The organism is Paenibacillus sp. GXUN7292, assembly GCF_050864975.1.
Classification (GTDB): domain Bacteria; phylum Bacillota; class Bacilli; order Paenibacillales; family Paenibacillaceae; genus Pristimantibacillus.
The window spans coordinates 14,846-37,055 of sequence record NZ_JBOZWO010000016.1 but is presented as its reverse complement, the minus strand read 5'-3'; the positions used below and the strand labels follow the sequence as shown (position 1 = coordinate 37,055).

At 46.3% G+C, this 22,210-nt stretch carries 21 protein-coding genes; 11 read left to right on the top strand and 10 right to left on the bottom strand.

Features of this window, described 5'->3' with window-relative positions; all coding sequences use genetic code 11:
* Positions 1-8: 8 nt before the first annotated feature.
* The 7 genes from ACRRU2_RS14540 to ACRRU2_RS14510 all read right to left on the bottom strand — a co-directional run bounded on the left by ACRRU2_RS14540 (position 9) and on the right by ACRRU2_RS14510 (position 9,371).
* A complete protein-coding gene (locus ACRRU2_RS14540) occupies positions 9-479 on the bottom strand; it encodes an acyl-CoA thioesterase (RefSeq protein WP_432502650.1) in 471 nt (156 codons plus the stop codon).
* 548 nt (positions 480-1,027) lie between these two features.
* On the bottom strand, positions 1,028-2,779 hold the full coding sequence (pyk, locus tag ACRRU2_RS14535; RefSeq protein WP_331697098.1) for a pyruvate kinase: 1,752 nt from the start codon (positions 2,777-2,779) through the stop codon (positions 1,028-1,030).
* Positions 2,780-2,892: 113 nt separating this feature from the next.
* The gene (locus tag ACRRU2_RS14530) at positions 2,893-3,954 is read right to left on the bottom strand and encodes an acetyl-CoA carboxylase carboxyltransferase subunit alpha (protein ID WP_331697099.1); all 1,062 of its coding nucleotides are present in this window, start codon (positions 3,952-3,954) and stop codon (positions 2,893-2,895) included.
* Complete coding sequence (gene accD / locus ACRRU2_RS14525; protein WP_331697100.1) at positions 3,947-4,813, bottom strand: acetyl-CoA carboxylase, carboxyltransferase subunit beta; 867 nt, start codon at positions 4,811-4,813, stop codon at positions 3,947-3,949. The genes ACRRU2_RS14530 and accD overlap by 8 nt, the downstream gene beginning before the upstream one ends.
* Positions 4,814-4,848: 35 nt before the next feature.
* Positions 4,849-5,037 carry a glutamate decarboxylase gene (locus tag ACRRU2_RS14520; protein WP_331697101.1) on the bottom strand — a complete coding sequence of 63 codons (189 nt, stop codon included), beginning with the start codon at positions 5,035-5,037 and terminating at the stop codon, positions 4,849-4,851.
* Positions 5,038-5,130: 93 nt separating this feature from the next.
* On the bottom strand, positions 5,131-5,622 hold the full coding sequence (locus ACRRU2_RS14515) for a phosphatidylglycerophosphatase A family protein (RefSeq protein ID WP_331697102.1): 492 nt from the start codon (positions 5,620-5,622) through the stop codon (positions 5,131-5,133).
* 80 nt (positions 5,623-5,702) lie between these two features.
* Positions 5,703-9,371, bottom strand: a complete 3,669-nt coding sequence (locus ACRRU2_RS14510) for a DNA polymerase III subunit alpha (protein ID WP_432502647.1) — start codon at positions 9,369-9,371, stop codon at positions 5,703-5,705.
* A gap of 112 nt (positions 9,372-9,483) precedes the next feature.
* Here ACRRU2_RS14510 and ACRRU2_RS14505 point away from each other — a divergent pair, with 112 nt between their 5' ends.
* The 3 genes from ACRRU2_RS14505 to ACRRU2_RS14495 all read left to right on the top strand — a co-directional run bounded on the left by ACRRU2_RS14505 (position 9,484) and on the right by ACRRU2_RS14495 (position 10,715).
* Positions 9,484-9,810: a YtrH family sporulation protein gene (locus tag ACRRU2_RS14505; protein ID WP_331697104.1), complete on the top strand. Its 327-nt coding sequence runs from the start codon at positions 9,484-9,486 to the stop codon at positions 9,808-9,810.
* A 2-nt stretch (positions 9,811-9,812) separates the two neighbouring features.
* Complete coding sequence (locus ACRRU2_RS14500) at positions 9,813-10,331, top strand: hypothetical protein (protein ID WP_432502644.1); 519 nt, start codon at positions 9,813-9,815, stop codon at positions 10,329-10,331.
* A gap of 75 nt (positions 10,332-10,406) precedes the next feature.
* Positions 10,407-10,715: a YtpI family protein gene (locus ACRRU2_RS14495; RefSeq protein WP_432502642.1), complete on the top strand. Its 309-nt coding sequence runs from the start codon at positions 10,407-10,409 to the stop codon at positions 10,713-10,715.
* A gap of 128 nt (positions 10,716-10,843) precedes the next feature.
* Here ACRRU2_RS14495 and ACRRU2_RS14490 read toward each other — a convergent pair whose 3' ends face one another.
* Together ACRRU2_RS14490 and ACRRU2_RS14485 are read right to left on the bottom strand one after the other, a co-directional pair.
* Positions 10,844-12,193: a DRTGG domain-containing protein gene (locus tag ACRRU2_RS14490; protein WP_432502640.1), complete on the bottom strand. Its 1,350-nt coding sequence runs from the start codon at positions 12,191-12,193 to the stop codon at positions 10,844-10,846.
* Positions 12,194-12,266: 73 nt separating this feature from the next.
* Positions 12,267-12,737, bottom strand: a complete 471-nt coding sequence (locus tag ACRRU2_RS14485) for a hypothetical protein (protein WP_331697108.1) — start codon at positions 12,735-12,737, stop codon at positions 12,267-12,269.
* 199 nt (positions 12,738-12,936) lie between these two features.
* On the opposite strand from ACRRU2_RS14485, the gene ACRRU2_RS14480 reads away from it, so the two are divergent.
* The 7 genes from ACRRU2_RS14480 (at position 12,937) to ACRRU2_RS14450 (ending at position 20,193) form a co-directional block, all read left to right on the top strand.
* Entirely contained in the window at positions 12,937-13,281 is a 345-nt protein-coding gene (locus ACRRU2_RS14480) for a helix-turn-helix domain-containing protein (protein WP_331697109.1), read from the top strand.
* A 236-nt stretch (positions 13,282-13,517) separates the two neighbouring features.
* On the top strand, positions 13,518-14,894 hold the full coding sequence (locus tag ACRRU2_RS14475; protein ID WP_432502637.1) for a YheC/YheD family protein: 1,377 nt from the start codon (positions 13,518-13,520) through the stop codon (positions 14,892-14,894).
* 16 nt (positions 14,895-14,910) lie between these two features.
* Positions 14,911-16,128 carry a YheC/YheD family protein gene (locus ACRRU2_RS14470; protein WP_432502635.1) on the top strand — a complete coding sequence of 406 codons (1,218 nt, stop codon included), beginning with the start codon at positions 14,911-14,913 and terminating at the stop codon, positions 16,126-16,128.
* Entirely contained in the window at positions 16,125-17,498 is a 1,374-nt protein-coding gene (locus tag ACRRU2_RS14465) for a YheC/YheD family protein (protein WP_432502633.1), read from the top strand. The genes ACRRU2_RS14470 and ACRRU2_RS14465 overlap by 4 nt, the downstream gene beginning before the upstream one ends.
* Positions 17,498-18,670: a YheC/YheD family protein gene (locus tag ACRRU2_RS14460; protein ID WP_331697113.1), complete on the top strand. Its 1,173-nt coding sequence runs from the start codon at positions 17,498-17,500 to the stop codon at positions 18,668-18,670. The genes ACRRU2_RS14465 and ACRRU2_RS14460 overlap by 1 nt, the downstream gene beginning before the upstream one ends.
* Positions 18,645-19,142, top strand: coding sequence for a GNAT family N-acetyltransferase (locus ACRRU2_RS14455; protein ID WP_331697114.1), 498 nt, complete (start codon positions 18,645-18,647; stop codon positions 19,140-19,142). Before ACRRU2_RS14460 ends, ACRRU2_RS14455 begins: the two co-directional genes overlap by 26 nt.
* A complete protein-coding gene (locus tag ACRRU2_RS14450; RefSeq protein WP_331697115.1) occupies positions 19,102-20,193 on the top strand; it encodes a YheC/YheD family protein in 1,092 nt (363 codons plus the stop codon). The genes ACRRU2_RS14455 and ACRRU2_RS14450 overlap by 41 nt, the downstream gene beginning before the upstream one ends.
* A gap of 312 nt (positions 20,194-20,505) precedes the next feature.
* Here ACRRU2_RS14450 and ACRRU2_RS14445 read toward each other — a convergent pair whose 3' ends face one another.
* Positions 20,506-21,201, bottom strand: coding sequence for an HAD family hydrolase (locus ACRRU2_RS14445; protein WP_432502630.1), 696 nt, complete (start codon positions 21,199-21,201; stop codon positions 20,506-20,508).
* A gap of 174 nt (positions 21,202-21,375) precedes the next feature.
* On the opposite strand from ACRRU2_RS14445, the gene asd reads away from it, so the two are divergent.
* Positions 21,376-22,167: an archaetidylserine decarboxylase gene (asd, locus tag ACRRU2_RS14440; RefSeq protein ID WP_331697117.1), complete on the top strand. Its 792-nt coding sequence runs from the start codon at positions 21,376-21,378 to the stop codon at positions 22,165-22,167.
* Positions 22,168-22,210 lie beyond the last annotated feature (43 nt).

Below are 22,210 nucleotides of genomic sequence, written 5' to 3'. Positions count from 1 at the left end.
GCCACCGCCTATCCTGTAATATCCTTCATTAATTGATAGAGCTCAGGCCAAGCCTTGCTCAGCCTTACTGGCTGAAAGCTGCTATTCACCCAAACGTGATTCGTACCGCCTTCGACCAGCAGCTCGCCCGGCAGCTGCTCCTTGCCGCTCAAACTCCACTGCTCATAATCAGATGCCTGCCCGATCCTTCTAATCTGCGATTCAAAATGAATGCGCAATGGGCTGCACTCCGTTACTCGAGTGCAAATAATAATTTGATCATCGTATTTAGCGGGCATAATAAATTTACAATGTAAATCTATTACCGGCAGCAGCAAGCCGCGCTTCTCAATCTCTTTATAGGAAAAACCATTGCTTCTAATCCATTCCGTTCGTCCAATTTCAAACCAGGTTACATAATTGCCATGGAAAACGACACTCATTTGATCCGTTTCCTGATAGCGCACCCGCAGCGGGTGCAGTTGCCAATTCGTTGCCATAGCCGGTTTGATGCCTCCTTCCGCCATCTTCTTCTATCATAATAAATTTGGCGGTGCTATTTCAAATTTATTAACTAAAATTATGTGTTGCCTTATCCCCGATATATCGGTTGTCTATCTAACTAACTGGTCAGTCGTTCTGTTATTACGCCCAAAATCGCAATTTAGAGGCAGCAAAGATTATCGGTTAATTGTAGATATGGCAACAAGCAATAAAAAGGGGTGCCACTGCGATCAAGATTGGGATTACGACCGCTGTTGTAGTCCAATTTTTCTTAATAAATAAAACCTGTTTAGGATAGAATTGGCCTACAAAGGCGGACGCTGACGCTTCTCCATTCCCATTCTTGCTCTCCGTTTCCCCTTTCTTATTGCTTTTTAATAGTTGCCCACAATTAAAGCAGGATTTCCACCTGCTAACCTTCACAACCTAGGCTTGGTCGCACCGAAAGTTGTGTTATAAATTCGTGCAATTTAAAAAAGCTCTCCCGCATCTTAGATGAACAGGAGAGCTTTGCAAATCCAATCACTTTCGATTGGGTATATGATTACATAACTTTTGATTGACCGGAGTAGATAAAGCCTGTTTCTCCGTAAATCGTTACTTCCATATTGTCTTTCAAAATTTCTATTGCATTATCAACGCCTAAAATTACCGGGATACCAAGGTTCAGTCCGCATACTGCAGCATGGCTTGTAATTCCGCCCTGCTCTGTAATAACTGCCCCAGCTTTCTCGAACGCCGGCATATAATCCTTATCCGTAGAAACCGCTACAAGAATGTCGCCCTTGGATAGTTTTTCGATGGCTTCCTGAGGGTTAGTAGCAACGACAATTTTGCCTGTTGCAGATTGGCTGCCGATACCTTGACCTTTTGCAAGCAATTCGCCAATGTGGTGAATTTTGATCAGATTAGTAGTGCCAGCGCGTCCAACCGGAACACCAGCTGTAATCACTACTGTATCGCCAAGGCTCAATAGGCCTGTTGCAAGCGTGTTTTTAACTGCAATTTCGAACATTTCATCCGTCGTATCCGCATCTGTACCTTTAAGCGGCATTACACCCCATGAAAGCGCCAAATGACGCATAACTTTTTCATCAGTAGTTACAGCGATGATTGGAGCTTTTGGACGGTATTTGGAAACCATGCGAGCAGTAAATCCGCTTTGAGTAGAGGTAATAATTGCCTTAGCATCAAGCTCAAGCGCAGAATTCGCTACAGATTGGCTGATTGATTCTGTTACAGACATTTGCTGCGCGCTAGCTTGCTTCAAGAAAATTTCCTGATACTCAAGAGCCGTTTCTGCGCGCTCCGCAATGCGAGCCATCATTTGTACGGACTCGACCGGATATTTGCCGGCAGCTGTTTCACCGGATAGCATAATCGCATCTGTACCGTCAAAGATCGCATTGGCAACGTCACTAGCCTCCGCACGTGTCGGGCGCGGATTGCGCTGCATGGAATCAAGCATTTGCGTAGCTGTAATAACCGGCTTGCCTGCGCGGTTACATTTTTTAATCATATTTTTTTGAACTAGAGGAACCTCTTCTGGCGGGATTTCTACACCAAGGTCGCCGCGGGCTACCATAAGTCCGTCAGAAACCTCGATGATTTCATCCAGATTGTCTACGCCCTCTTGGTTCTCGATTTTAGAAATAATTTGGATATGCTTTGCGTTATGACGCTCCAGCAATTCTCGAATTTCAAGAACATCGCTTGCTTTGCGGACAAAGGATGCCGCAATAAAATCGATGCCTTGCTCGATGCCGAAAATTATATCGTTCGCGTCTTTTTCAGTAATGCCTGGCAATGAAATTTTCACGCCTGGAACATTCACGCCTTTTTTACTTTTTACAGGACCGCTGTTAATGACGCGGCAATAAATTTCCGTACCTTCTATGCGCTCAACCGAAAGACCAATCAAGCCATCGTCAATGAGAACTGTAGCGCCGACTGTCAAATCATTTGGCAGGTTGCTATAAGTTACAGGCATACGCTTGTTATCGCCGACAATTTCTTCTGTTGTAAGCGTAACTTCTTCGCCCTGAATTAACTCATACTCTTCTTTCAAAGAACCTAGACGAATTTCTGGGCCTTTTGTATCAAGCAATATAGCTACAGAAGTTCCCATTTCCTCGTTAGCAAATTTAATGTTTTTAATTCTGTTGCCGTGCTCTTCGAAATCTCCATGCGAAAAGTTCAATCTCGCTACGTTCATTCCTGCTTGAATTAGCTTTTTCGTATTTTCCAACGACTCGCTGGAAGGTCCAATTGTACAAACAATCTTCGTTTTGCGCATTTGTTATTTCCTCCGTTGCATACCTTTAGATTCATTTTCAATTCTATCATTACACGATTCATAAAGCTTGTACAGTGATAAGTACAAAGATTCGAAGACTCGACATATTTAGATTATGTTAAGGTCGTGTGCACGGTCTCCGTACCTGTGTCATTCGACTGTTCGGCTTCATCCTCGTGGCTGATCGCTTCTTCATGCTGCTGCGGGATCGGCTCAGAAGTTACAACCTGATAATAGCCAATCTTGCGGAATTTTTCATAACGGTCTTCAATAAGCTGGGCCTTGTCCATTGCAAGCAGCTCCTGAAGATGCTCCCATACCGCAGTTTTCACCTGTTCCGCCTGGAAAGCCAAATCGCGATGCGCTCCGCCTTCAGGCTCGTCAATAATTTGCTCGATAATGCCAAACTCGAGCAAGTCCTTCGCTGTAATTTTCATAGCCTCCGCCGCTTGATCCGCTTTCGAGGCATCCTTCCACAGAATGGAAGCAGCTCCATTTGGAGATATTACAGAATAAATCGCATTTTCAAGCATCAGAACACGATTGCCCACGCCGAGCGCGAGCGCGCCGCCGCTGCCGCCTTCGCCGATAACGACACAAATGATAGGCACGCCAAAGCCTGCCATCTCACGTAAATTATAAGCAATAGCACCTGACTGTCCCCGCTCTTCAGCAGTATTGCCAGGATATGCGCCTTTAGTATCAATGAATGTAATAATTGGGCGATTAAATTTGTTAGCCTGCTCCATTAGTCGCAATGCTTTGCGGAATCCTTCCGGATGGGGACTGCCAAAAAATCTGGCAATATTGTCGCGTGTATCTTTACCTCTTTGATGCCCGATAACGGTAACAGGCACCCCATTAAGCTTAGCTAGTCCGCCTACAATGGCTAGATCGTCCGCAAACAAACGGTCGCCATGCAGCTCGATAAAATCTTCGAAAATACTATGAATAAAATCAAGCGAGGTAGGGCGCTGATGATGACGAGCCATATGCATTTTTTGTGCAGCGGTCAATTCGCTATACAACTCGTGCTCCAGCTGCTTACAGCGTTCCTCCAGCCGTAAAATCTCTTCTGTGAAGTCGATCCCTTTGTCTTCGCTTAAGCTTTTCAGCTCAACAATTTTTTGACGCAGATCGTTAATTGGCTTCTCAAATGGCAGCTCATTAGCCATGAGTCGCTCCCTCCCTTACACAGTGCATATCAAGCAGCTTCGTTAGCATCTGTTTCATATCCTTGCGGTGAACGACCTTGTCGATCTGCCCATGCTGTAAATTAAATTCCGCCGTCTGAAAGTTGTCAGGAAGCTTCTGGCGAATCGTTTGCTCGATCACGATACGGCCCGCAAATCCGATCAAAGCGCCAGGCTCAGCAAGTATATAATCACCTACGCTCGCAAAGCTTGCAGACACTCCGCCCATCGTCGGGTCGGTAAAGACTGAAATAAAGAGACCGCCGTCGCTTTGGAATTTGGATAATGCTGCGCTCGTCTTTGCCATCTGCATCAAGCTCAAAATACTTTCCTGCATGCGCGCGCCGCCCGAGGTTGAGAAAATAATAAGCGGCAGACGCTTCTCATGAGCAGCTTCTATCGCTCTAGTAATTTTCTCGCCTACAACTGAACCCATACTTCCACTGAAGAAGTCAAAGCTCATGACAGCTACAACGACAGAAAAGCCTCCGATTGCGCCTTCTCCCGTAACAACCCCGTCTCGCAAGCCCGATTTGCTCTTCTGCTGCTCAAGCTTGCTGACATAGCCCGGAAATTCAAGCGGATCCAAAGACTCCATGTCTGGATCGTACTCTACAAAATGTCCATCGTCCATTATCATAGCGATGCGCTCGAAAGCGCTCAAACGAAAATGATGCCCGCAGGAGGAGCATACCTTAAGATTTTTTTCCAGTTCCTTGCTGTACTGAATGGTGCCGCATTTGGCGCACTTATTCATTAATCCTTCAGGTATGTCTCGCTTGGATCTTCCCGATGGAATTGTTGCATATTTTTTCTTCGAAAATAAGTCCTTAATTTGCACTTTGACACCTCTCAAGGAGCAATAGTTATGTTCTTTTACGGCCGCATAATTGCATTAAAAACTTCTTGAACTTCTTCAAGTTCACCTGACGGCACAAGAATCTCATATTGCTGTTTAGACAGATTGACGGGGCGGATTTTCACTAAAAAACCTTCCTCCGTAAGCCTCTTATTGATATTCTCTGCCATTTTAGCCGTCGGCGCGATGTAAATTACTGTCCACATCTTAGTACCCCCTGAAACTTTGCTAAAGCAAAGCGTACCATTCAAACTTACCCATTCCCGTCAATGGTCATATATTACACAATGATAACATAGTCATAGCGAATCGGGCAAATGATATAACTGCGCTTTTGGGTCCTTATGTGCAATTCTAGCTGAAGCTGCCGCTGCGATTCCTGCGACGAGATCATCCAAAAACACATGAATATGGCTGCCTTTATTATTCAGCTTTTGAATAATTCCTGGCTTGACCTTGTCCAAATAACCAAAGCTCGTCAGCCCAATCATGCCATAAACATTCGTAATTCCCATCGCGAGCGTTTCGTCTACGCCATAAAGCGATTCATCGCGCTCCATAATCGATTGCAACGGCTCAGGCAGCAGCTTTTTCTCCGCCAGCTCATCCAGTGCTATGCCCGTATATAATACATACTGCACCTCACGCTTGGCAATGACAGAATGTATGCTGTTCAAGCACTCTTCCTTAGTCAAATTCGCATTATAAGGATGCTGCAACGAAAACACGATATCAACCATATCCTGCAAAGCAACGCCGCGTTTTTCCAATAGCTTCTCTATTTCTTTCATCCAATCATCCCTCTTTCGCTGCTTGTATCTCTATGCTTATGCTAGGAGATGTTGGATTGTGCATGAAGAAGCTTTATTTTTCACTTTATAACTGCAGTGCCTTGTCCGAGCAAGTGCTCGATGGCTGCTATTAAATTTTGGGACGGACTGACGCGGTATTGTTCATTAAGGGCGATCATTTGCTGCTTATGCTCATAAAACAATATCGTATCCAGCTCGCCGCCATAGCTCGTAAGCAGTTGCTTGAGACGCTGCATTTGTTCCGGATAATCATGTTCTGCTGTAATTTTTATAAATAACTTTCTTGCATCTTTGCGCGTTTTGGCCTGCTCTTGCGTGCGGTCTGGCTCCCTGCTTCTTTCTTGCAGCTTCCCCGCCTGCAAATCCTGCTGTGGTGACTGACGCAACTGGCTGCTTGCGCTTTCCTTCATCGGAGCTTTTCCAGCAGCATCCTGGCTTGAGCGCTCGCGTGCACCGCGCGCGTCCGCTTGCCGTTTCAGTTGGCGTACCTTCTGGTCAAGCGCCGGATCATGAGGGCTTATCGGAAGCACTTGCTCAATAAGCAGCTTGTAATCCTCTTCTTCATGCTGCACCGTCGCTTGAACAATGACGATTTCGCCTTTCGCCAGCTTGTCGGCGGTTCTTTTCCATACTGCTGGAAAAACAACGCCCTCCACGCGCATGACGCGATCCTCCAGGCTGAGAAAAGCCATCGCGTTGCCTTTCTTATTCGTAAATGGCTTGAGATCCGCCACCATAGCGCCAATAACAGCAATTGATCCGTCCGCCGCATCGCTTAAATCGATGAGTCTGTCAAGCTCCAGCGGGTCAAGAAGAGCCGCTGCGTCGTCAAGCGGATGACCGGATAAATACATGCCCAGCAGCTCGCGCTCCAGTTCCAGCTTTTGGCTTAGAGAAAACGGCCTTACGTCGGGCAGCTCGACATCCCAGTTCTGCACTTCCTCCAGGCCAAACAATTCAATTTGCAGCTCCTCGCTTTCCTTGCGCCATTTCTGAGCTGCTTCTATCATCTCCTCCAGCCCGCCAAGCAGCTGCGAGCGATGACCGGGCAGGCTGTCGCATGCGCCTGCCTGAATTAGCGACTCAAGCACCCGCTTATTCACAACGCGCAGGTCAACCCGCTTGCACAAATCGAGCAAATTGTCGAAAGCTCTTTCGCTTCTGGCCTGCAGCAGCGCTTCGATTGCCTGCTTACCAACGTTTTTCACGGCAGCCAGTCCAAAGCGTATCCCCTCTTCAGCAGGTGTAAACGTAACAAAGCTTGTATTAATATCAGGCGGCAATACAGCAAAGCCCATCCGCCGGCATTCATCGGCGTATTCAGCTATTTTTCTGAAATTGCCCGTTACAGACGTCAGCATCGCGGCCATAAACGCTATAGGGTAATGCGCCTTCAGCCAGGCTGTCTGAAAGGCAAGCACGCCATATGCCGCGGCATGCGCGCGCGGAAAGCCATAATCAGCAAACCGTACAATCATATCGTACACTAGATTAGCATCAGACTCTGAATAGCCGGTTTCCAAGCTTCCGCTTACGAAATGGCCGCGCTGCTCATCCAAAATTTCACGATTTTTTTTGGATACCGCTCTGCGCAGCAGGTCCGCCTCACCAAGCGAAAAGCCAGCCATCGTCGAAGCAATCTGCATAATCTGCTCTTGATAGACGATAATGCCATACGTGTCCTGTAATATCGGCTCAAGCGTAGGATGCGGATAAACGATCTGCTCCTTGCCGTGCTTGGCCGCAATATATTTCGGTATAAACTCCATAGGGCCAGGCCGGTACAAGGCAAGCACCGAAATAATGTCCTCGAATTGAGTAGGCTTAAGCTCGCGCAGCACCCTTCTCATGCCGGCGGACTCCATTTGAAAGATGCCTGTTGTTTCGCCTTTGCCAATCATGGCATACGTAAGCGGATCGGCATCGTCGATTTGGCGAAAGTCGATTTCTTGCTCGTAAAGCTCATGAATCCAATAGATGGTCCGCTCCACAATCGATAAGGTGCGAAGACCTAAAAAGTCCATTTTCAAAAGTCCGATTGCTTCCAGATGCTCCATGGAATACTGCGTTAACGGGCTATGCTCGCCGCCAGACTGCAAAGGAACATAGTGGGTAAGCGGCTCTCGCGAAATAACGACGCCGGCGGCGTGGGTAGATGCATGGCGCGGCATGCCTTCGACCTTCATCGCCATCTGCAGCATCGCCTGGCTTCTAGGCTGCCGCTCATATACCTCCTTAAGCTCAGAGCTGGCGCGCAGCGCCTCCGGCAGCGTAATGCCAAGCTGGTTGGGTATCAGCTTGGCCGTCCGGTCCACTTCCTGAAACGGAACATTCATCGCCCGTCCCACGTCTCTGACTGCTGCTTTCGCGGCCATAGTACCAAATGTAATGATTTGCGCCACATGCTCTTCGCCGTACTTGGCTGCGACATAAGCAATCACTTCATCTCTGCGCTCATCGTTGAAATCAATATCGATATCCGGCATCGTAATCCGAGCAGGATTAAGGAAGCGTTCAAATAGCAATTTATATTTCAGCGGATCTACATCTGTAATATTGAGCACGTAAGCTACGATGCTGCCGGCCGATGATCCGCGGCCCGGACCGGTTCGAATGCCTTTCTCGTGTGCAAATCTAACAAAATCCCATACGATTAAAAAATAATCGCTAAACCCCATCGTCTCAATAACAGACAGCTCATAAGCAAGCCTTTCCCTCGCCATCCGAACAAAAGCTTCATCCGCTTGCCATTGCGGCAGCGTGGCATAGCGCTGATGCAGCCCATCCTCGCACAGCTTGGCCAAATATTGCGCAGAGCTGCTGCCTTCCGGCACAGGTTCAAATACAGGCAGTAACGCTTGACCAAATTCCAGCACCAGACAGCATTTGTCGGCAATTTCGACCGTATTGGAAATCGCCTGCGGGACATGCTGGAACAAAGCGGCCATTTCGCTCTTGCTGCGCAAATAAAGCTCATTAGTCGTCATGCGCATTCTTTCCTCATCCTGCACTGTTTTTCCAGTTCCAATGCAAATAAGCACATCCTGTACCGCAGCGTCCTCCTTGCGCAAATAATGGACGTCATTCGTTGCTGCCAGCTTAATATCAAGCTGCTCAGACAATTGGATCAGATGCTGGGCTATCCGCTTCTGCTCCAGTATTCCATGATCCTGCAGCTCCAAGTAAAAGTCATCGCCGAAAATTTGCTTATATCTTGCTGCGGCGGCAGCCGCCTCCTCCAGTTTATCCTGCAGCACCAGTTGAGATAGCTCGCCCCCCATGCAGCCGCTTAAACAGATTAAACCTTCTGAATAAGTCGCTAGACTTTCCAGATCTACACGCGGTCTATAATGAAAGCCTTCCAGATGGCCAATAGATGAAAGCTTCATCAAATTTTGATAACCGATCTTGTTTTTGGCCAGCACAGTAAGATGGTAAATCGGATTTTCCTTGCGGCTGCCTTTCTCAAAGCGCGATGCGGTAGTCAAGTATAGCTCGCAGCCGATAATCGGCTTTATCCCCTTCTCGCGGCACTTTCGGTAAAAAGGTATTGCGCCGTACAGTACGCCATGATCAGTAAGCGCAAGCGCCTCCATTTGCAGCTCAGCGGCACGATCAACCAGATCACGAATTCTTGCAGCGCCATCGAGCAAGCTGTACTCGCTGTGAACGTGCAAATGCACGAAGGATTGAGCGTCTATGACATCTTCAACGTTCATGCCTTTCATCTCATTCAATCCTTTCCGCTAAAATCACGAATATTGTTATTCTCAGTTTATCATATTCAGGGTGGACACGCCCATACAATGGTAGTGTAGGGATTATAGTGAGGTGATCGCGGTGAGCTATTTTTTAACTAAAGCCGGACTCGATTTTTTTATAGCGTTTGGAATCGTGCTTGGAGGCTCCTTGCTTGCAAGCATTGGCGCTGCATTTATGTTTATGCCGCCTGCAGCCGTTATGCTCGACACTGCCACGAGACTGAAAATATGGGCTATCGTAGCTGCGATAGGCGGCTCAGTAGACCCTATCCGGGTTATTGAAAGCAATATTACAGGCGGCCATCTTTCCCCGGCTGCTCAGCAGGTTTGCTTTATAATATTTGCTTTTCTAGGTGCGCATTTGGCAACAGAATTAATAAAGCTGGTATGCAAAGGAGCTGCATAATCGTGCGTGTACCTCCTTTCGAGAAGTTCACACGAGCCATGCAGCTCATAGGCGTGCTGCTGATCGGATTTATTATCGGCGCGCTTATCTATCATTCACTCTATGTCGTGCAGATGGATAATCTGGTTAATAATCGGATCGAGCTGCTCGCTAAAATAAGGCAGTACGAAGATGATATAAAGCAATTGAATCAATATAAAAATCAGCATACTGTTATTAAAAGCATTACTCCCCGCATTGAAAACGAGGCAGGCTCGCAATCACAGCGCCCGCATCTCGACAAAGTGACCGAAGCAGAAATCATTAAACGATTAAGAGAAGATTTGTCCAGCTTCCTCGGACAGAGCATTTACGAGATAGACTCCAACGCTCAATTCGCCCGAAAATTACTGGAACGAAAAGTATATAACGATGTGTATGAGAAGGATTATGTGGTAGAAATCAAAACGGTTCTGGTTGTAGACAATGTACTGTATGTGTGGATAACTGTTCGTACATATATAAAGCCGCCGTCTTCATGAGACTTGCGGCCTTTTTTATGTTACAATGCTTATCAGTTTTAGATGATTTCCCACTACAAAGGAGTGCACTGCTAGATGGATCAATTATTGCAATGGTTTTTTGCGCCTGGAATTATGATTACACTCGTGCTGTCCGTCGTATTCAGCTTTAAAGGACGCCGGGAACAAGCACAGAACATAAGAGGTCTGCATACTGCCCGCATGAATATAAGCATGGGAATTATGCTTATTTTTATCGCAGGCGTACAGCTGCTGCTATCTGCTGAGTCAACAATGCGCATCGTAATAGGCGCCTTGTTCCTTGTGCTTGGTATATTCAATCTGTTCGCAGGGCTGCGCAACCATTCCATCTTTCGCAAACGGATCGAGCAAGAAAAAATGTAGCAGATTCATGCTGCCAACCGCTGTCGATTCATTGTGACAATGAATCGACAACTTTTCTCTAAAGGTAAAAATCAGCTTACAAAACAGACGCTGACGCTTCTCCAGTCCCAATCTTGTTCTCGGTCCTCTTAATAAGGATCAATAATTTGGGCTGTCATCATCGCTTTGGCCGCCAGCCCCTGCTTGTCCTGTACTTCAATTTCCAGCTTCGTATATTTACGGCTCATCTCCAGCAAGGAAGGCTTAATCATAATCTCGCTGTCAATTTGAATAGGCCTTACATAGTAGGTTGTCATGCTCTCCATAAGAAAATCCCGCTTACTCGTTTCTTTAATCATTCTTCTGGCTGCTTGCGCCATAAGGGTGGAAAGCAACCCCTCCGACACCATGCCCAGCGTTCCTGACATTTGGGGCGACATTCTGCCGGAATAGGCAATTCCCGCTTCATCTTCTTTGTTCGTGGCCTCTAGTAAAAATCCGTTCCACATTAAATCCTCAAACGTTTCGCCCGACTGCGGCTCCTTGCCGGCAAAACGCATTGCATCGAGCACTTCCTGTCTCGTCACGACACCAAGCAGCTTGCGATGCCTGTCCACAATCGGCAGCATATCAATTCCTTCAGCAGCCATAGTATGAGCTGCCGAGGCAAGTGTAATATTAGGCGCAGCTGTTATTGGATGACGCGTCATGATGCGGTCGATGCCGCTCTCAGGTGAAGCGCCGACTGCATCCTTAGCGGTCATCATGCCGACAACTTTGCCCCGGTCGTCCAGCACAGGAAATCTGGTGCTGCCGGTTTCCAAGGAAAGCTCATGGTAACGGGCAACTGAATGGCTAGTGTGCAAAACATCAGCAGGCCTGCTAAAGGTTACAATATCTTCAATCAAAATAATTTTGCGCTTAATAAGCCGGTCATACATCGCTCTGTTGATCATTGAAGCGACTGTAAATGTATCATGTCTGGTGGACAGCAGCGGTAAGCTGCGTTCTTCTGCCAAGGCGATTACCTCGCTGCTTGGCTCAAAGCCTCCTGTAATTAATACACCGGCGCCCTGCTCCAACGCGCAGCGATGCACGTTCACTCGGTTACCTACGATCAAGAGGCTTCCTTCATCGATATATCGAAGCATTGCATCAAGCTCCATCGCTCCGATAACAAATTTATGAAGCGTCTTATCCAGTCCAAGCCCGCCGCCAAACAATCGTCCCTCCACAATGTCTGCAACCTCGCCAAATGTCAGCTGTTCTACAGCATCACGGCGCTTGCGATCGATTCGGACAGTGCCGATCCGCTCTCGCGTGCTAACCAGACCGATAGCCTCTGCTTCCTTGAATGCCTTATATACGGTTCCTTCGCTAATTTTCAGCAGCTTTGCAGTCGGTCTTACGGATATCCGCTCCCCAACCTGCAAGCCTTGTATATATTGAAGCACTTGCTCGTGCTTGCTCCCAGCCTCGGCGCTATGCTGTAATGTCATCGTTAAAATACCTCCCAACCTGCTCTTATTGCTTATTATAGGAGATTCAGATGCAATAGGAAACTTCGCGCGGCTACTTCCATTCCACATATAGGCTGTTCACCTTAATTGAAATATCCATGGGAACTTTATTCTCATCATAAATTAGCTGCTTGCGCAGCAGCTGCTGCATCATAGGCAGGCTAACGGCATGATCAGCCCCCTCCTGTATAAATTGCTTCCAGTCATATGTAATCGGCACCTTATAGTTCATTTTGTAAATCACATAATCTTTAATTACTACCCGCTGCGGAGGAATTGCTTTGTATTCGTTCATGAATAGAAATGTATTATGCTCGCTATAAGGCCTGATGATCAAGTCAGTCTCCAAATCTACTTGATACTCTACTACTTGCATGGGGGCATTCACATTGCAATTCAAAAAACCGTATGCGGAAGCCTTTTTCATAAAGCGGTGAGAAAATTCGTAAGAAAATTCCATTTGAAAAGCAGCATTAAAATAATATGCTCGCACTTTACGATGAAGATTAGATTCATCTGTCATTGTCTCATATCTCCTTTTCAAGCTTCGGGAATTTCATTTAATTTCAAAAGAAAGAAAATATTATCATATTTGAAATATTTGTAATTATTATAATAAAATTCACACTTTTGGTCAATGACTATAGTCACTAAAAAATATACATCCTATATAACGTTGTTGCCGTCAATACAAAGCTCTATCGTTAGGCTGAGGTGACTTTATGAGCAATATTGTAAGGCAAATTGGCGATAATATTCGAAATATCCGCAAATCTAAAGGGCTTAGCCAGGAACAGCTTGCGTTAAGGGCTGAGATTAACGCTTCTTATATGGGACAAGTAGAGCGTGGCGAAAAAAATCCGACGATCGACGTATTGGGTAAAATCGCCATTGCCCTTAATACCCCGCTGGAGAAAATCGTATCGTTGCAAACCTCCTCACCTAAAGAAGAGCATGACTCAGATTACGCCGAAAAAATTTCTCACCAATTAAACGGGCTAAGCTTAAAGGAACAAGAGGTCATTTATAAGCTGGTTAAACAAATGGTTCAATTCAAAGACCTGTAAAAGATCGAGCTCGGGCAGCGCAAGCCCTTGTGCTCGATCTTTTATTTTTAAGGATAAACGGTTCCGACGTCCTCTCAACATTCAAAAAATGAGCTTGACCCTCTCCCAAATCCCCTGCATTTATCCTATTCCATGCATTCACCAAGAGATTTATGTCCTCATATGATAGGGTATTACGATTCAGTCGCAATTCGTTTAGGCAGCAGCCAGGTTTCCTGACTGGAAGGAGTTTTATCATGTCCAAAACAAAAGTTGCCGTCGGGATAGCCCCTTCCAACCTGCTTCAGAATGACGTAATGACATTAGGCGAAGCATTGGTTAAGCAATGGAAAATCCCTTCGGCACAGCCGATCAATTTAAAGTTTGGTTCCTACAGGAAGCAAATGCGCATTATTCCTGCTGAAAAACAAAACGGCATTAAATTAAATCCATTCGTAGGCGAAATATTAGGCTTTAGCCCGAAAACGAAACATTATATGCACTTAAAATATACAGCACATAATACGACGCTAGAACTTGGCCCGTTAATCGGCATCCTTGTGAGCAGAGAATACCCGGATACGCCTGATAATCCCTTTGGAGCTATCACACAGTTTTGCATGGAAGCTGCTGAAGCATGCCGCCTGCAAGGCGGGCAGGTTTTCTTCTTCACCCCAAATCAATTAAATCATGAAGTCTCCTACGTACAAGGCTGGACGTATAACGGCGGCAGTTGGAGAAAGCACCCCATGCCGCTGCCTCACGTCATATACAATCGCTTAACGACTAGAAAATTAGAAAATTTGCCCAGTGTGCAGAAATTTCTGCAAAATGCCGTGCAGCATCACAATACGGCTGTTTTTAATGAGAAATTTTTGAATAAGACTGAAGTTTTCAGTGCCCTGAGCTCCAATCGCAGCGTTAATCGCTACTTGCCGGAATCAAAGCCCCTTAAAAGCCTCGCCACCTTAAAAAATATGAGTTCCAAATATAACACGCTGTTTATTAAGCCGGTTACAGGCAGCATGGGCAGAGGCATCATACGCATTTCACATGATCAGCAAACAAGCTATCATGCCCAGCATGCAACGAGTAGCGGCAGCCGCAAGCAGCAGTTCAACAGCCTGCAAAAGCTGTATGCCAATTTATTCAGTAAAAAAAGAAGCAGATATCAAGTGCAGCAAGGCCTGCAGCTGATAGAAATTCAAAAAAGGCCGGTTGATTTCAGGGCATTAGTGCAAAAAAACAAGTTGGGCGAATGGTCTGTTACTTCGGTAGTAGCCAGAATTGCTGGCAATCAGCATTTTGTATCCAACTTAGCGCGCGGCGGAACGTTATGCAAGGTGGAGGAAGCGATTAGCCGATCCAATATGCTGGGCCGCTCAAGCGGGTACGAAATCGCCAGCCGTCTTAGACAGGCCGCACTATTAATTGCGCAGGGGATAGAAGATGGCATTGAGGGGCATTTCGGAGAGCTCGGAATTGATTTTGCCCTTGACCGCTCTGGGCGAATATGGCTTCTGGAAGTCAATTCAAAACCGTCTAAAAACGACAACACTCCCTGGCAGGAAGGCAAGATTCGCCCCTCTGTCAAGAAGCTGCTGGCCTATTCCAAATATTTATCCAAATTTTAGGAAGGGGCAAAGCAGCATGGCTGAGCGATCAACCTTAAAACTTGGCGTAATGGTTTCCTCTCTGGCATATGATCACGGGACTGAAGAGCTGACGATTGGCGAACCGCAATTGTGCAAGGCGCTTGCCCTTGCCGCCAAAACATTAGCCATTGATCTTTATTTGTTTCAGCCTGCCGATTATAACCAGCGTGGCCTATTGACTGGTTACCGGTATTTGGCGACGGGGTGGCGGAAACAGCAGGTTCCGCTTCCAGACTTGATCTATGACCGCAGCTTTGCCTCCAGCCCAGCTGCAGCACTAAGCAACCGGATGCTTCTGCATGCTATGCACTGCAAGAAACCGTTCAAGCGGCTCAATGCACTTCTGCCGTCAAAATGGAAGGTCTACCGCATACTCAAGCAAAACGATGCGCTTCTGCCCTATTTGCCCGAGACAATGCTGCTCACTTCGCATTTGCAAATGATAGAGCAGCTAAATAAAAAACCTGGCGGCCTTATTATTAAGCCTATTTCCGGCATGCAGGGCAGAGGCATTATCAGCATACAAAAACAAGCAGCGTCCGAGCGCATTCATATTAGAGGCCGCACGAGGAGCAATCGCCCTTTTATGCAAAATATTGAAAATACAGCAGCACTATTCCAAAAGCTCCATACAATAATTAAAAGCAGACGCTATATTATGCAGCCTTTATTATCATTAACCGATCATATGAGCCGCCCCTTCGATATCCGAATTCTAATGCAGAAGGACCATAAAGGAATTTGGCTGTTGACAGGAGCAGCAATTCGCTGCGGCTCATCAGGCGGAGTTACTTCGAATCTGCATGGAGGCGGCACCGCCTACCCGATTGACCAATTCCTTGCTTCCCGGTACAGCAAAGAAGAGCTTGAGCTGCTGCGCAACACTTTAACAGCCATTTGTGTGCAGGCAGCTCATACTCTAGAGCGGCGGCTTGGCAAATTTGCCGAGCTGGCCTTTGACTTTGGCTTGGATCAGCAGCAGGCGCTCTGGCTCCTCGAAGTAAACTCCAAGCCGGGCAGAAGCAGCTTTAAAGCGACCGGAGATATTGCCGCTCAATCGCTATCCATCCTGCAGCCCTTGCACTACGCCAAATATTTGTATGGCATTTCCAAACCCAATCATGTTTTTCGTGTCGCAAATCAAGGCCGCCAACAGCTCATAGCTAACAATAGCAGGCTGCGGCCTCTCAACGTTCAGGAGGTTCATCGATGAGTTTGACAACTTGTAACATACGCTTCTCTTCTCAATACGACAATGTTATTTATTTGTCCAATCCGTTGCTCAAACAGCTCGAGCTTGAAGGAAAAAGAGCGGTTCATATTGTAATGGGAAATGCAACCGTCAAAGCTGCGATTAGAAAGCTAAATCGATCCAGCAAAGTTATCTATATTTCCTCAGGAGTCCGGCAAGCTCTTCGCGTTCCAAAGATAGGACAAATATCTATTCAAACGGTTGGTCCAGACGAGATTAGAATTGGCCCGCTTGTCGGTATTTTAACTGATACTTTGCGGCCAGGAGAGAGTTATCCATTCGGCCTTCGGGCAAGTTTAGTAAAGCAAATCATTCGCGTTGGAGAAAAAAGAGCCTTTATATTCGGCTTCACCCCCAATGATATTAACTGGCGGCAGCAAACCGTCAATGGCTTTTTCTTAAATCCACAAGGCGGCTGGACTCGCAAAGTCGTTCCTTTGCCTGATGTTGTTTACAACCGCCTGCCTAATCGCAGAGCTGAGGCCTCCACCTCCCTGCGCGCTTTTCGGGAAAGATTTGTCAATCATTCTATCCCGTTCTTTAACTGGAGTTTCTTGAATAAATCGGATGTGTATCGATTGCTGGACAATGATCCGGAGGCTCTGGTGCATTTGCCGGAGTCTATAAACAATCCGACACCGGCAACGATTAAAGAAATGCTGGAAAAGCATCAATTTATTTATTACAAACCAACAGGCGGCAGTCTTGGTATCGGCATTTACAGACTTACCTACCAGCCTGGACGCGGCTATTTTGCCAGATTCAGACGCAATAATCAAAATGTCCTGATGCGTTTTAAAAACTTTGGCAGTTTAATGCGCATGCTGCAGGCCAGACATGGCAGCAAGCTTGAAAACTATGTCGTTCAGCAAGGCATTCGGCTTATAGAAATGGATAAATGCCCGATCGACTTCCGTTTTCATATGCATAAAAACGGGCAAAACGAATGGGTTCCTGCAGGAATAGGAGCAAAAAAAGCGGGACGCGGCAGTGTCACCACCCATGTAAAGAGCGGCGGGTCCTTGCTGACGCCTATGCACGCGCTGCATCGAACATTTGGCGACAAGGCTGACGAAGTATTGGAACGCGCCAAGCAGGTTTCCATCAAGCTGTCTGAGGCGATTGAACGCAATTATCCGCACCGCCTTGGCGAGCTGGGGCTTGATATCGGCATCGACAATACCGGTGAAATTTGGATGTTCGAAGCCAATGCCAAGCCAGGAAGATCCATTTTCAAGCACCCTGCGCTGAAAGCCGAAGGTCGTGATTCCTTATCTTATATATTTGATCACTGCTTATATTTAAGCCGTTTTAATGGAGGGAGCAGCTAATGGCTACAGTTAGAGCTTTCAGAAATAAAGAGCCCAATGTGAATCCCCCGGTACTTGCTATTCTAACTGTCGATAATAACAAACGTTCATTTTTAGGCAACCGAGCAAATTTCATCGATATTATTAATAAAGGCCGCAGCATGGGCTTTATTGTATATGTACTGACTGTAAAAAATCTGATTTTAGGACGCAGCCATCTCAAAGGATTTATTTTTGACGAAGAGAATAACAAATGGCAGCGGGAAAACCTGCCTTTTCCTAATGTCATTTATAATCGGATTCCGCAGCGGGAGCATGAAAAAGAGCCTGCAGTCAGAGCTAAGCTCAAGGCTTGCCGCGATTATCCTAATCTCTTTTTATTCAATCCGTACTACTTCAACAAATGGCGCCTTTATAAATGGCTGAATAAATCAGAAAAAACGATGTCGCTAGTTCCTAATACCCGCCGGCTCATATCTATCGAAGTGCTGGATCGGATGCTGCAGAAGCATGCCAATCTATATTTGAAGCCAGTTAGCGGCAAGGCAGGCAACGGCATTATGACCGTCGCTTATCGGACCGAAAAAACGTTGCCCTACAGGCTGAAAATTCAACTAAATAAAAAAAGCTCCACCTACTACTGCTCCACGATGAGAAAGCTATGGCTAAAAATACAAAATCAGCGAAACAGGGAAGCATATATTGTACAGCAAGCCATTAAACTCGCATCATACCAGGACCGCAGCTATGATCTGCGCGCCTTGGTTCAAAAAAACAAATACGGCAAATGGGAACTGTCCGGGCTCGGAGCCAGGCTTGCAGGAGCACGCAGCATTACGACTCATGTGCCGCGCGGCGGTCAAATTGAGGAGCCGGAGAAGCTGCTCCGTTATTCCTTTGATGATGAACATTCCGTCAACATATTGGCCGATGTAAAATCTACTGCTTTGCGGGTAGCTCGTCAAATCGAAAGAGGCTCCGGACGGAAGCTTGGAGAAATGTCTATGGATTTGGGTGTAGATATAGAAGGGAATATATGGATATTTGAGGCCAATGCTAAACCTATGAAATTCGATGAGCCGCAAATTCGTCAAAAATCATTAGAAAGAATTTTTCAATACAGCCACTATTTAATGAACAAGAAATCAAAGGAAGTAGCTGAGGCGAGTGTTTCTCGCAACAAAACTTACTAATGAGCAATGGATGCTGGAAAAAGGCATGTGGCTGGCCTTTATCGTACGTCATGGCAGAAAAAAAATTACGAAAAGCGCTTTTCGAGCGCTGCAACAGCTCGACCCCAATAAACTAGTGACAAATAGTGACGGCAGAAGCCCGGCTGTCATTGCCGCAGTAAGACATCAAGGTAAGCCAATTGCATTAGGCTTTGCAGATAATTACGGAATGGACGGCTGCTTTATTGTCGCCCATTCCGAGGCCGGCGGCCGCGGGGCAGGCAGCGCAATTATGAATGCCCTGCTGCAGTCGCAAGGCAAACTGACCTGCAATGTTGCGGCAGATAATATTGCAAGCATGGCGCTTTGCTTTAAATTTGGCTTCAAGGCTGTTCAGCTTCACAAGGGACCAACAGGGAAATCGACGCTGCGTTTCGAAAGGGGTTTTCAAGATGGCTCCGCCAGTACTTGGCATTCTAACGCTTTATCTTAATGAAGGTAGAGCTCTTGAGGAAAGACCCATTTATGAAAAAATGACAATAGCTGGACAGCAGCTTGGTCTTCAAGTTTTTGTCTTTACCCCTCAAGATGTAAATTATTCAAAAAATCGTATTCATGCCCTTTTTTTTAATCCAAAAAATAAAACCTGGAAAAGAAAATGGACCTCCCTTCCACATGCAATATACGATCGCTGCCGCCTGCAAAAATCACATCGATTCCAGCAGCTCCTAAAATTCCGTTCCCATTATCGTCACTTGAAATTTTTAAATAAGCCGCTGCGCAACAAATGGACGGTTCATACAACATTAAACAAGGATGAACAGTTCAAGCCTTATTTGCCGGTGACCAAATATGTATCCAGCACTTCCGATGTGACGAATATGCTGCGCAAATTTTCGATCGTATACATGAAGCCGATAAGCGGTACTGGCGGAAGAGGCATATTGCGCATAGAAAGATTGAAAAGCGGCTTATATTATGTGCAGGGCCGGGATCAGCAACGCAAAATCATTCGTCCAAGACGCGTTACCCTTGCTGCGCTCATCACCTTCATATCTTCTTGGAATTTAAAAAGCACGCGCTACATTGCGCAACAGGGCATTCAGCTGAAGCTTGATAACGGCCGCGTCCATGATTATCGAATGCTCGTACAGAAAAACGACGAAGGAAAATGGCAAATAACCGGTTGTGCAGGACGTGTAGGCGCTCAAGGCAGCATTACATCAAATTTGCACGGCGGCGGAAAAGCAGTGCCTATGGAAAAACTGCTGCGCGAGTGGATTAATGACGAATCCTCCATTTCCTCCATTAAGGAGGAGGCTGAACGCTTCGGGGTAGATGCAGCGCAATTTCTGGAAAAATCTTACGGCAGCTTATGCGAGCTTGCTTTCGATATTGCGATTGACCGCAACGGTCATATATGGATGATTGAAGTAAATCCTAAGCCTGCAAGAGAGGTTTTTATTCAAGCTGGGGAAACCGAGGTTTACCAGAAAGCAATCACCAATCCGCTTAAATACGCATTATGGTGCATAAAAAAATAATAAAAGTCCAATCCAGGCTGGCAAGATCAGCAGCGGATTGGACTTTTTTTAATATACTAAGCAATGATGGCTTCTAATGAACTTCTAAGGGTTGCCACAATCGCTATTCGTGCAAAAATGATGGTTTAAATTTTCTAACGGTTGCTATTGCACTTAATTTACCAAAAAGCACTGATTTTGCTCGAGAAAGGGTACAATAGCGCTCATGACAACCATTACATTTTCAAATGAGCTAAAATAATCGAAATAGCCTGTCTGGCAACCGTTAGGCAATTAAGACAGTTGATTATAGGGTGATTTTTTTATCCTTGATTAAACTGCGGCTTTGGCTTGATCAAGCATGTCCGCCAGCTCCTCAAAGCGAGCAATAACAGCGTCTGCTTTGGCTAGCTCGTCCGGCTTGCCGTAGCCTGCATAAACACAGCCGATGCCGACAATGCCGTTGCCATGTGCAGCCTCTATGTCGGAGGAGCGGTCCCCTACCATCCATGCTGAAGTTAGCCCATGCTTTTTCATCAGCATAGCGACCAAATCCACCTTGGACGAAGTGTTATACTCCCCTGCGCTGTACAAGTCTGTAAACAGATGGCCAAGGCCTTTGTGCTCGACAATTTTGCGTACATACTGCTCCAGCCCGTTGCTGGCAACAAACAGCTTAACTCCCTTTTCCTTAAGCGCGGCAAGCGTTGCTGCGACGCCCGGATAAAGCTCGCCTTCCCCTGCAGCCAATCCTTCAATCTCATATTGCAGCAGCAGCTCATCGGCACGCTCGCGAGCTTCCTCGGAGTTGCCGGGCATAATCGTTTTCCAAATATCTTCGAGCAGCATGCCGAGGCAGCTGAGCAGCGCCGAAACAGGCGGCGCTTCCTCCATATAAAGCCCTTCTTCGCGCAAAGTATCGAACAATCTTTGATTGACACCGGTCAGCAAGGTTTCCGTTTCCAGCAGTGTTCCGTCCATATCAAATATTAATGCCTCTGGCAGCTTGAGCGTCGTTCCAGTTGTCATAATGATCTCCCTCACAAATCTTTTCCTAAATCATACTCGATGCTCTTTAAGCTAGCAACCATTTCAATTTGAACAATATGTTAATTAGTATTGATAAAACAAAATGCATATGTCACACTATGACCAGTATGCATAATTATTCCTATTGTTAGAAAGGCTGTGACCTCTTTTTCTATGTCAAAATTATTGCTTCGATCTATGACTGAGCTCAGCTCACGCAAATGGATTTCCAAGCTAACCGGAGCATTTTCCAAATCAGCTGCCAGCCGTCTTTTTATTGCACGATTTGCGAAAATGTACAATATAAAAATCGAAGAGGCTGAAAAGCCAATTGATCAATATCGTACCTTAAACGCTTTCTTTTCCAGGCGCCTAAAGCCGGGAGCCAGATCTATCGATCCTGCACCTGACAGCTGCGTTAGCCCGGTCGATGCGCTTATAACTGGCATTGGTTCGATTGAAGACGGGCTTATGCTGAGTGTAAAAGGCCAAAATTACAGCGTCAGTGAGCTGCTTAACAGCAGTGAGGATGCAAGGCTATACCATAACGGCTTTTATTTCGTGCTTTATTTGAGCCCTACCGACTATCACCGTATCCACTCTCCTGTCGATGGCTTAATCGAGCGGCGCAAGCATCTTGCCGGCAAAGTTTACCCGGTCAACGACTTTGGACTTACCCACATGAAACGAGTGCTGAGCCGCAACGAAAGGCTTATTACTTATATGAAGCATGACACCGGCGAAATCGCAGTGGTAAAGGTGGGGGCGATGAATGTAAGCAGCATTCAATATGCACTTCCGCTCTCCGATCAAGCTCAAAAAGGCAGCGAGCTCGCATACTTTGAATTCGGCTCCACAGTCGTGCTGCTGCTTGAAAACAATACCTTTGAACCGAGAGCCGACCTCAGCCTTGGCAGCAAAGTAAAAATGGGCGAGCGATTAGGGACATTTGTTGCTCCAAAATAAGCTAAACCATAGTTTGCCGCCTATAAAAGTGCTATAATATTCT

Coding starts and splice junctions, on each gene's coding strand:
- ACRRU2_RS14540 (WP_432502650.1), bottom strand. CDS start 479: ATGGCAACGAATTGGCAACTGCACCCGCTGCGGGTGCGCTATCAGGAA.
- pyk (WP_331697098.1), bottom strand. CDS start 2,779: ATGCGCAAAACGAAGATTGTTTGTACAATTGGACCTTCCAGCGAGTCG.
- ACRRU2_RS14530 (WP_331697099.1), bottom strand. CDS start 3,954: ATGGCTAATGAGCTGCCATTTGAGAAGCCAATTAACGATCTGCGTCAA.
- ACRRU2_RS14520 (WP_331697101.1), bottom strand. CDS start 5,037: ATGTGGACAGTAATTTACATCGCGCCGACGGCTAAAATGGCAGAGAAT.
- ACRRU2_RS14515 (WP_331697102.1), bottom strand. CDS start 5,622: ATGAAAGAAATAGAGAAGCTATTGGAAAAACGCGGCGTTGCTTTGCAG.
- ACRRU2_RS14510 (WP_432502647.1), bottom strand. CDS start 9,371: ATGAAAGGCATGAACGTTGAAGATGTCATAGACGCTCAATCCTTCGTG.
- ACRRU2_RS14495 (WP_432502642.1), top strand. CDS start 10,407: ATGGATCAATTATTGCAATGGTTTTTTGCGCCTGGAATTATGATTACA.
- ACRRU2_RS14490 (WP_432502640.1), bottom strand. CDS start 12,193: ATGACATTACAGCATAGCGCCGAGGCTGGGAGCAAGCACGAGCAAGTG.
- ACRRU2_RS14485 (WP_331697108.1), bottom strand. CDS start 12,737: ATGACAGATGAATCTAATCTTCATCGTAAAGTGCGAGCATATTATTTT.
- ACRRU2_RS14480 (WP_331697109.1), top strand. CDS start 12,937: ATGAGCAATATTGTAAGGCAAATTGGCGATAATATTCGAAATATCCGC.
- ACRRU2_RS14475 (WP_432502637.1), top strand. CDS start 13,518: ATGTCCAAAACAAAAGTTGCCGTCGGGATAGCCCCTTCCAACCTGCTT.
- ACRRU2_RS14470 (WP_432502635.1), top strand. CDS start 14,911: ATGGCTGAGCGATCAACCTTAAAACTTGGCGTAATGGTTTCCTCTCTG.
- ACRRU2_RS14465 (WP_432502633.1), top strand. CDS start 16,125: ATGAGTTTGACAACTTGTAACATACGCTTCTCTTCTCAATACGACAAT.
- ACRRU2_RS14460 (WP_331697113.1), top strand. CDS start 17,498: ATGGCTACAGTTAGAGCTTTCAGAAATAAAGAGCCCAATGTGAATCCC.
- ACRRU2_RS14450 (WP_331697115.1), top strand. CDS start 19,102: ATGGCTCCGCCAGTACTTGGCATTCTAACGCTTTATCTTAATGAAGGT.
- ACRRU2_RS14445 (WP_432502630.1), bottom strand. CDS start 21,201: ATGACAACTGGAACGACGCTCAAGCTGCCAGAGGCATTAATATTTGAT.
- asd (WP_331697117.1), top strand. CDS start 21,376: ATGTCAAAATTATTGCTTCGATCTATGACTGAGCTCAGCTCACGCAAA.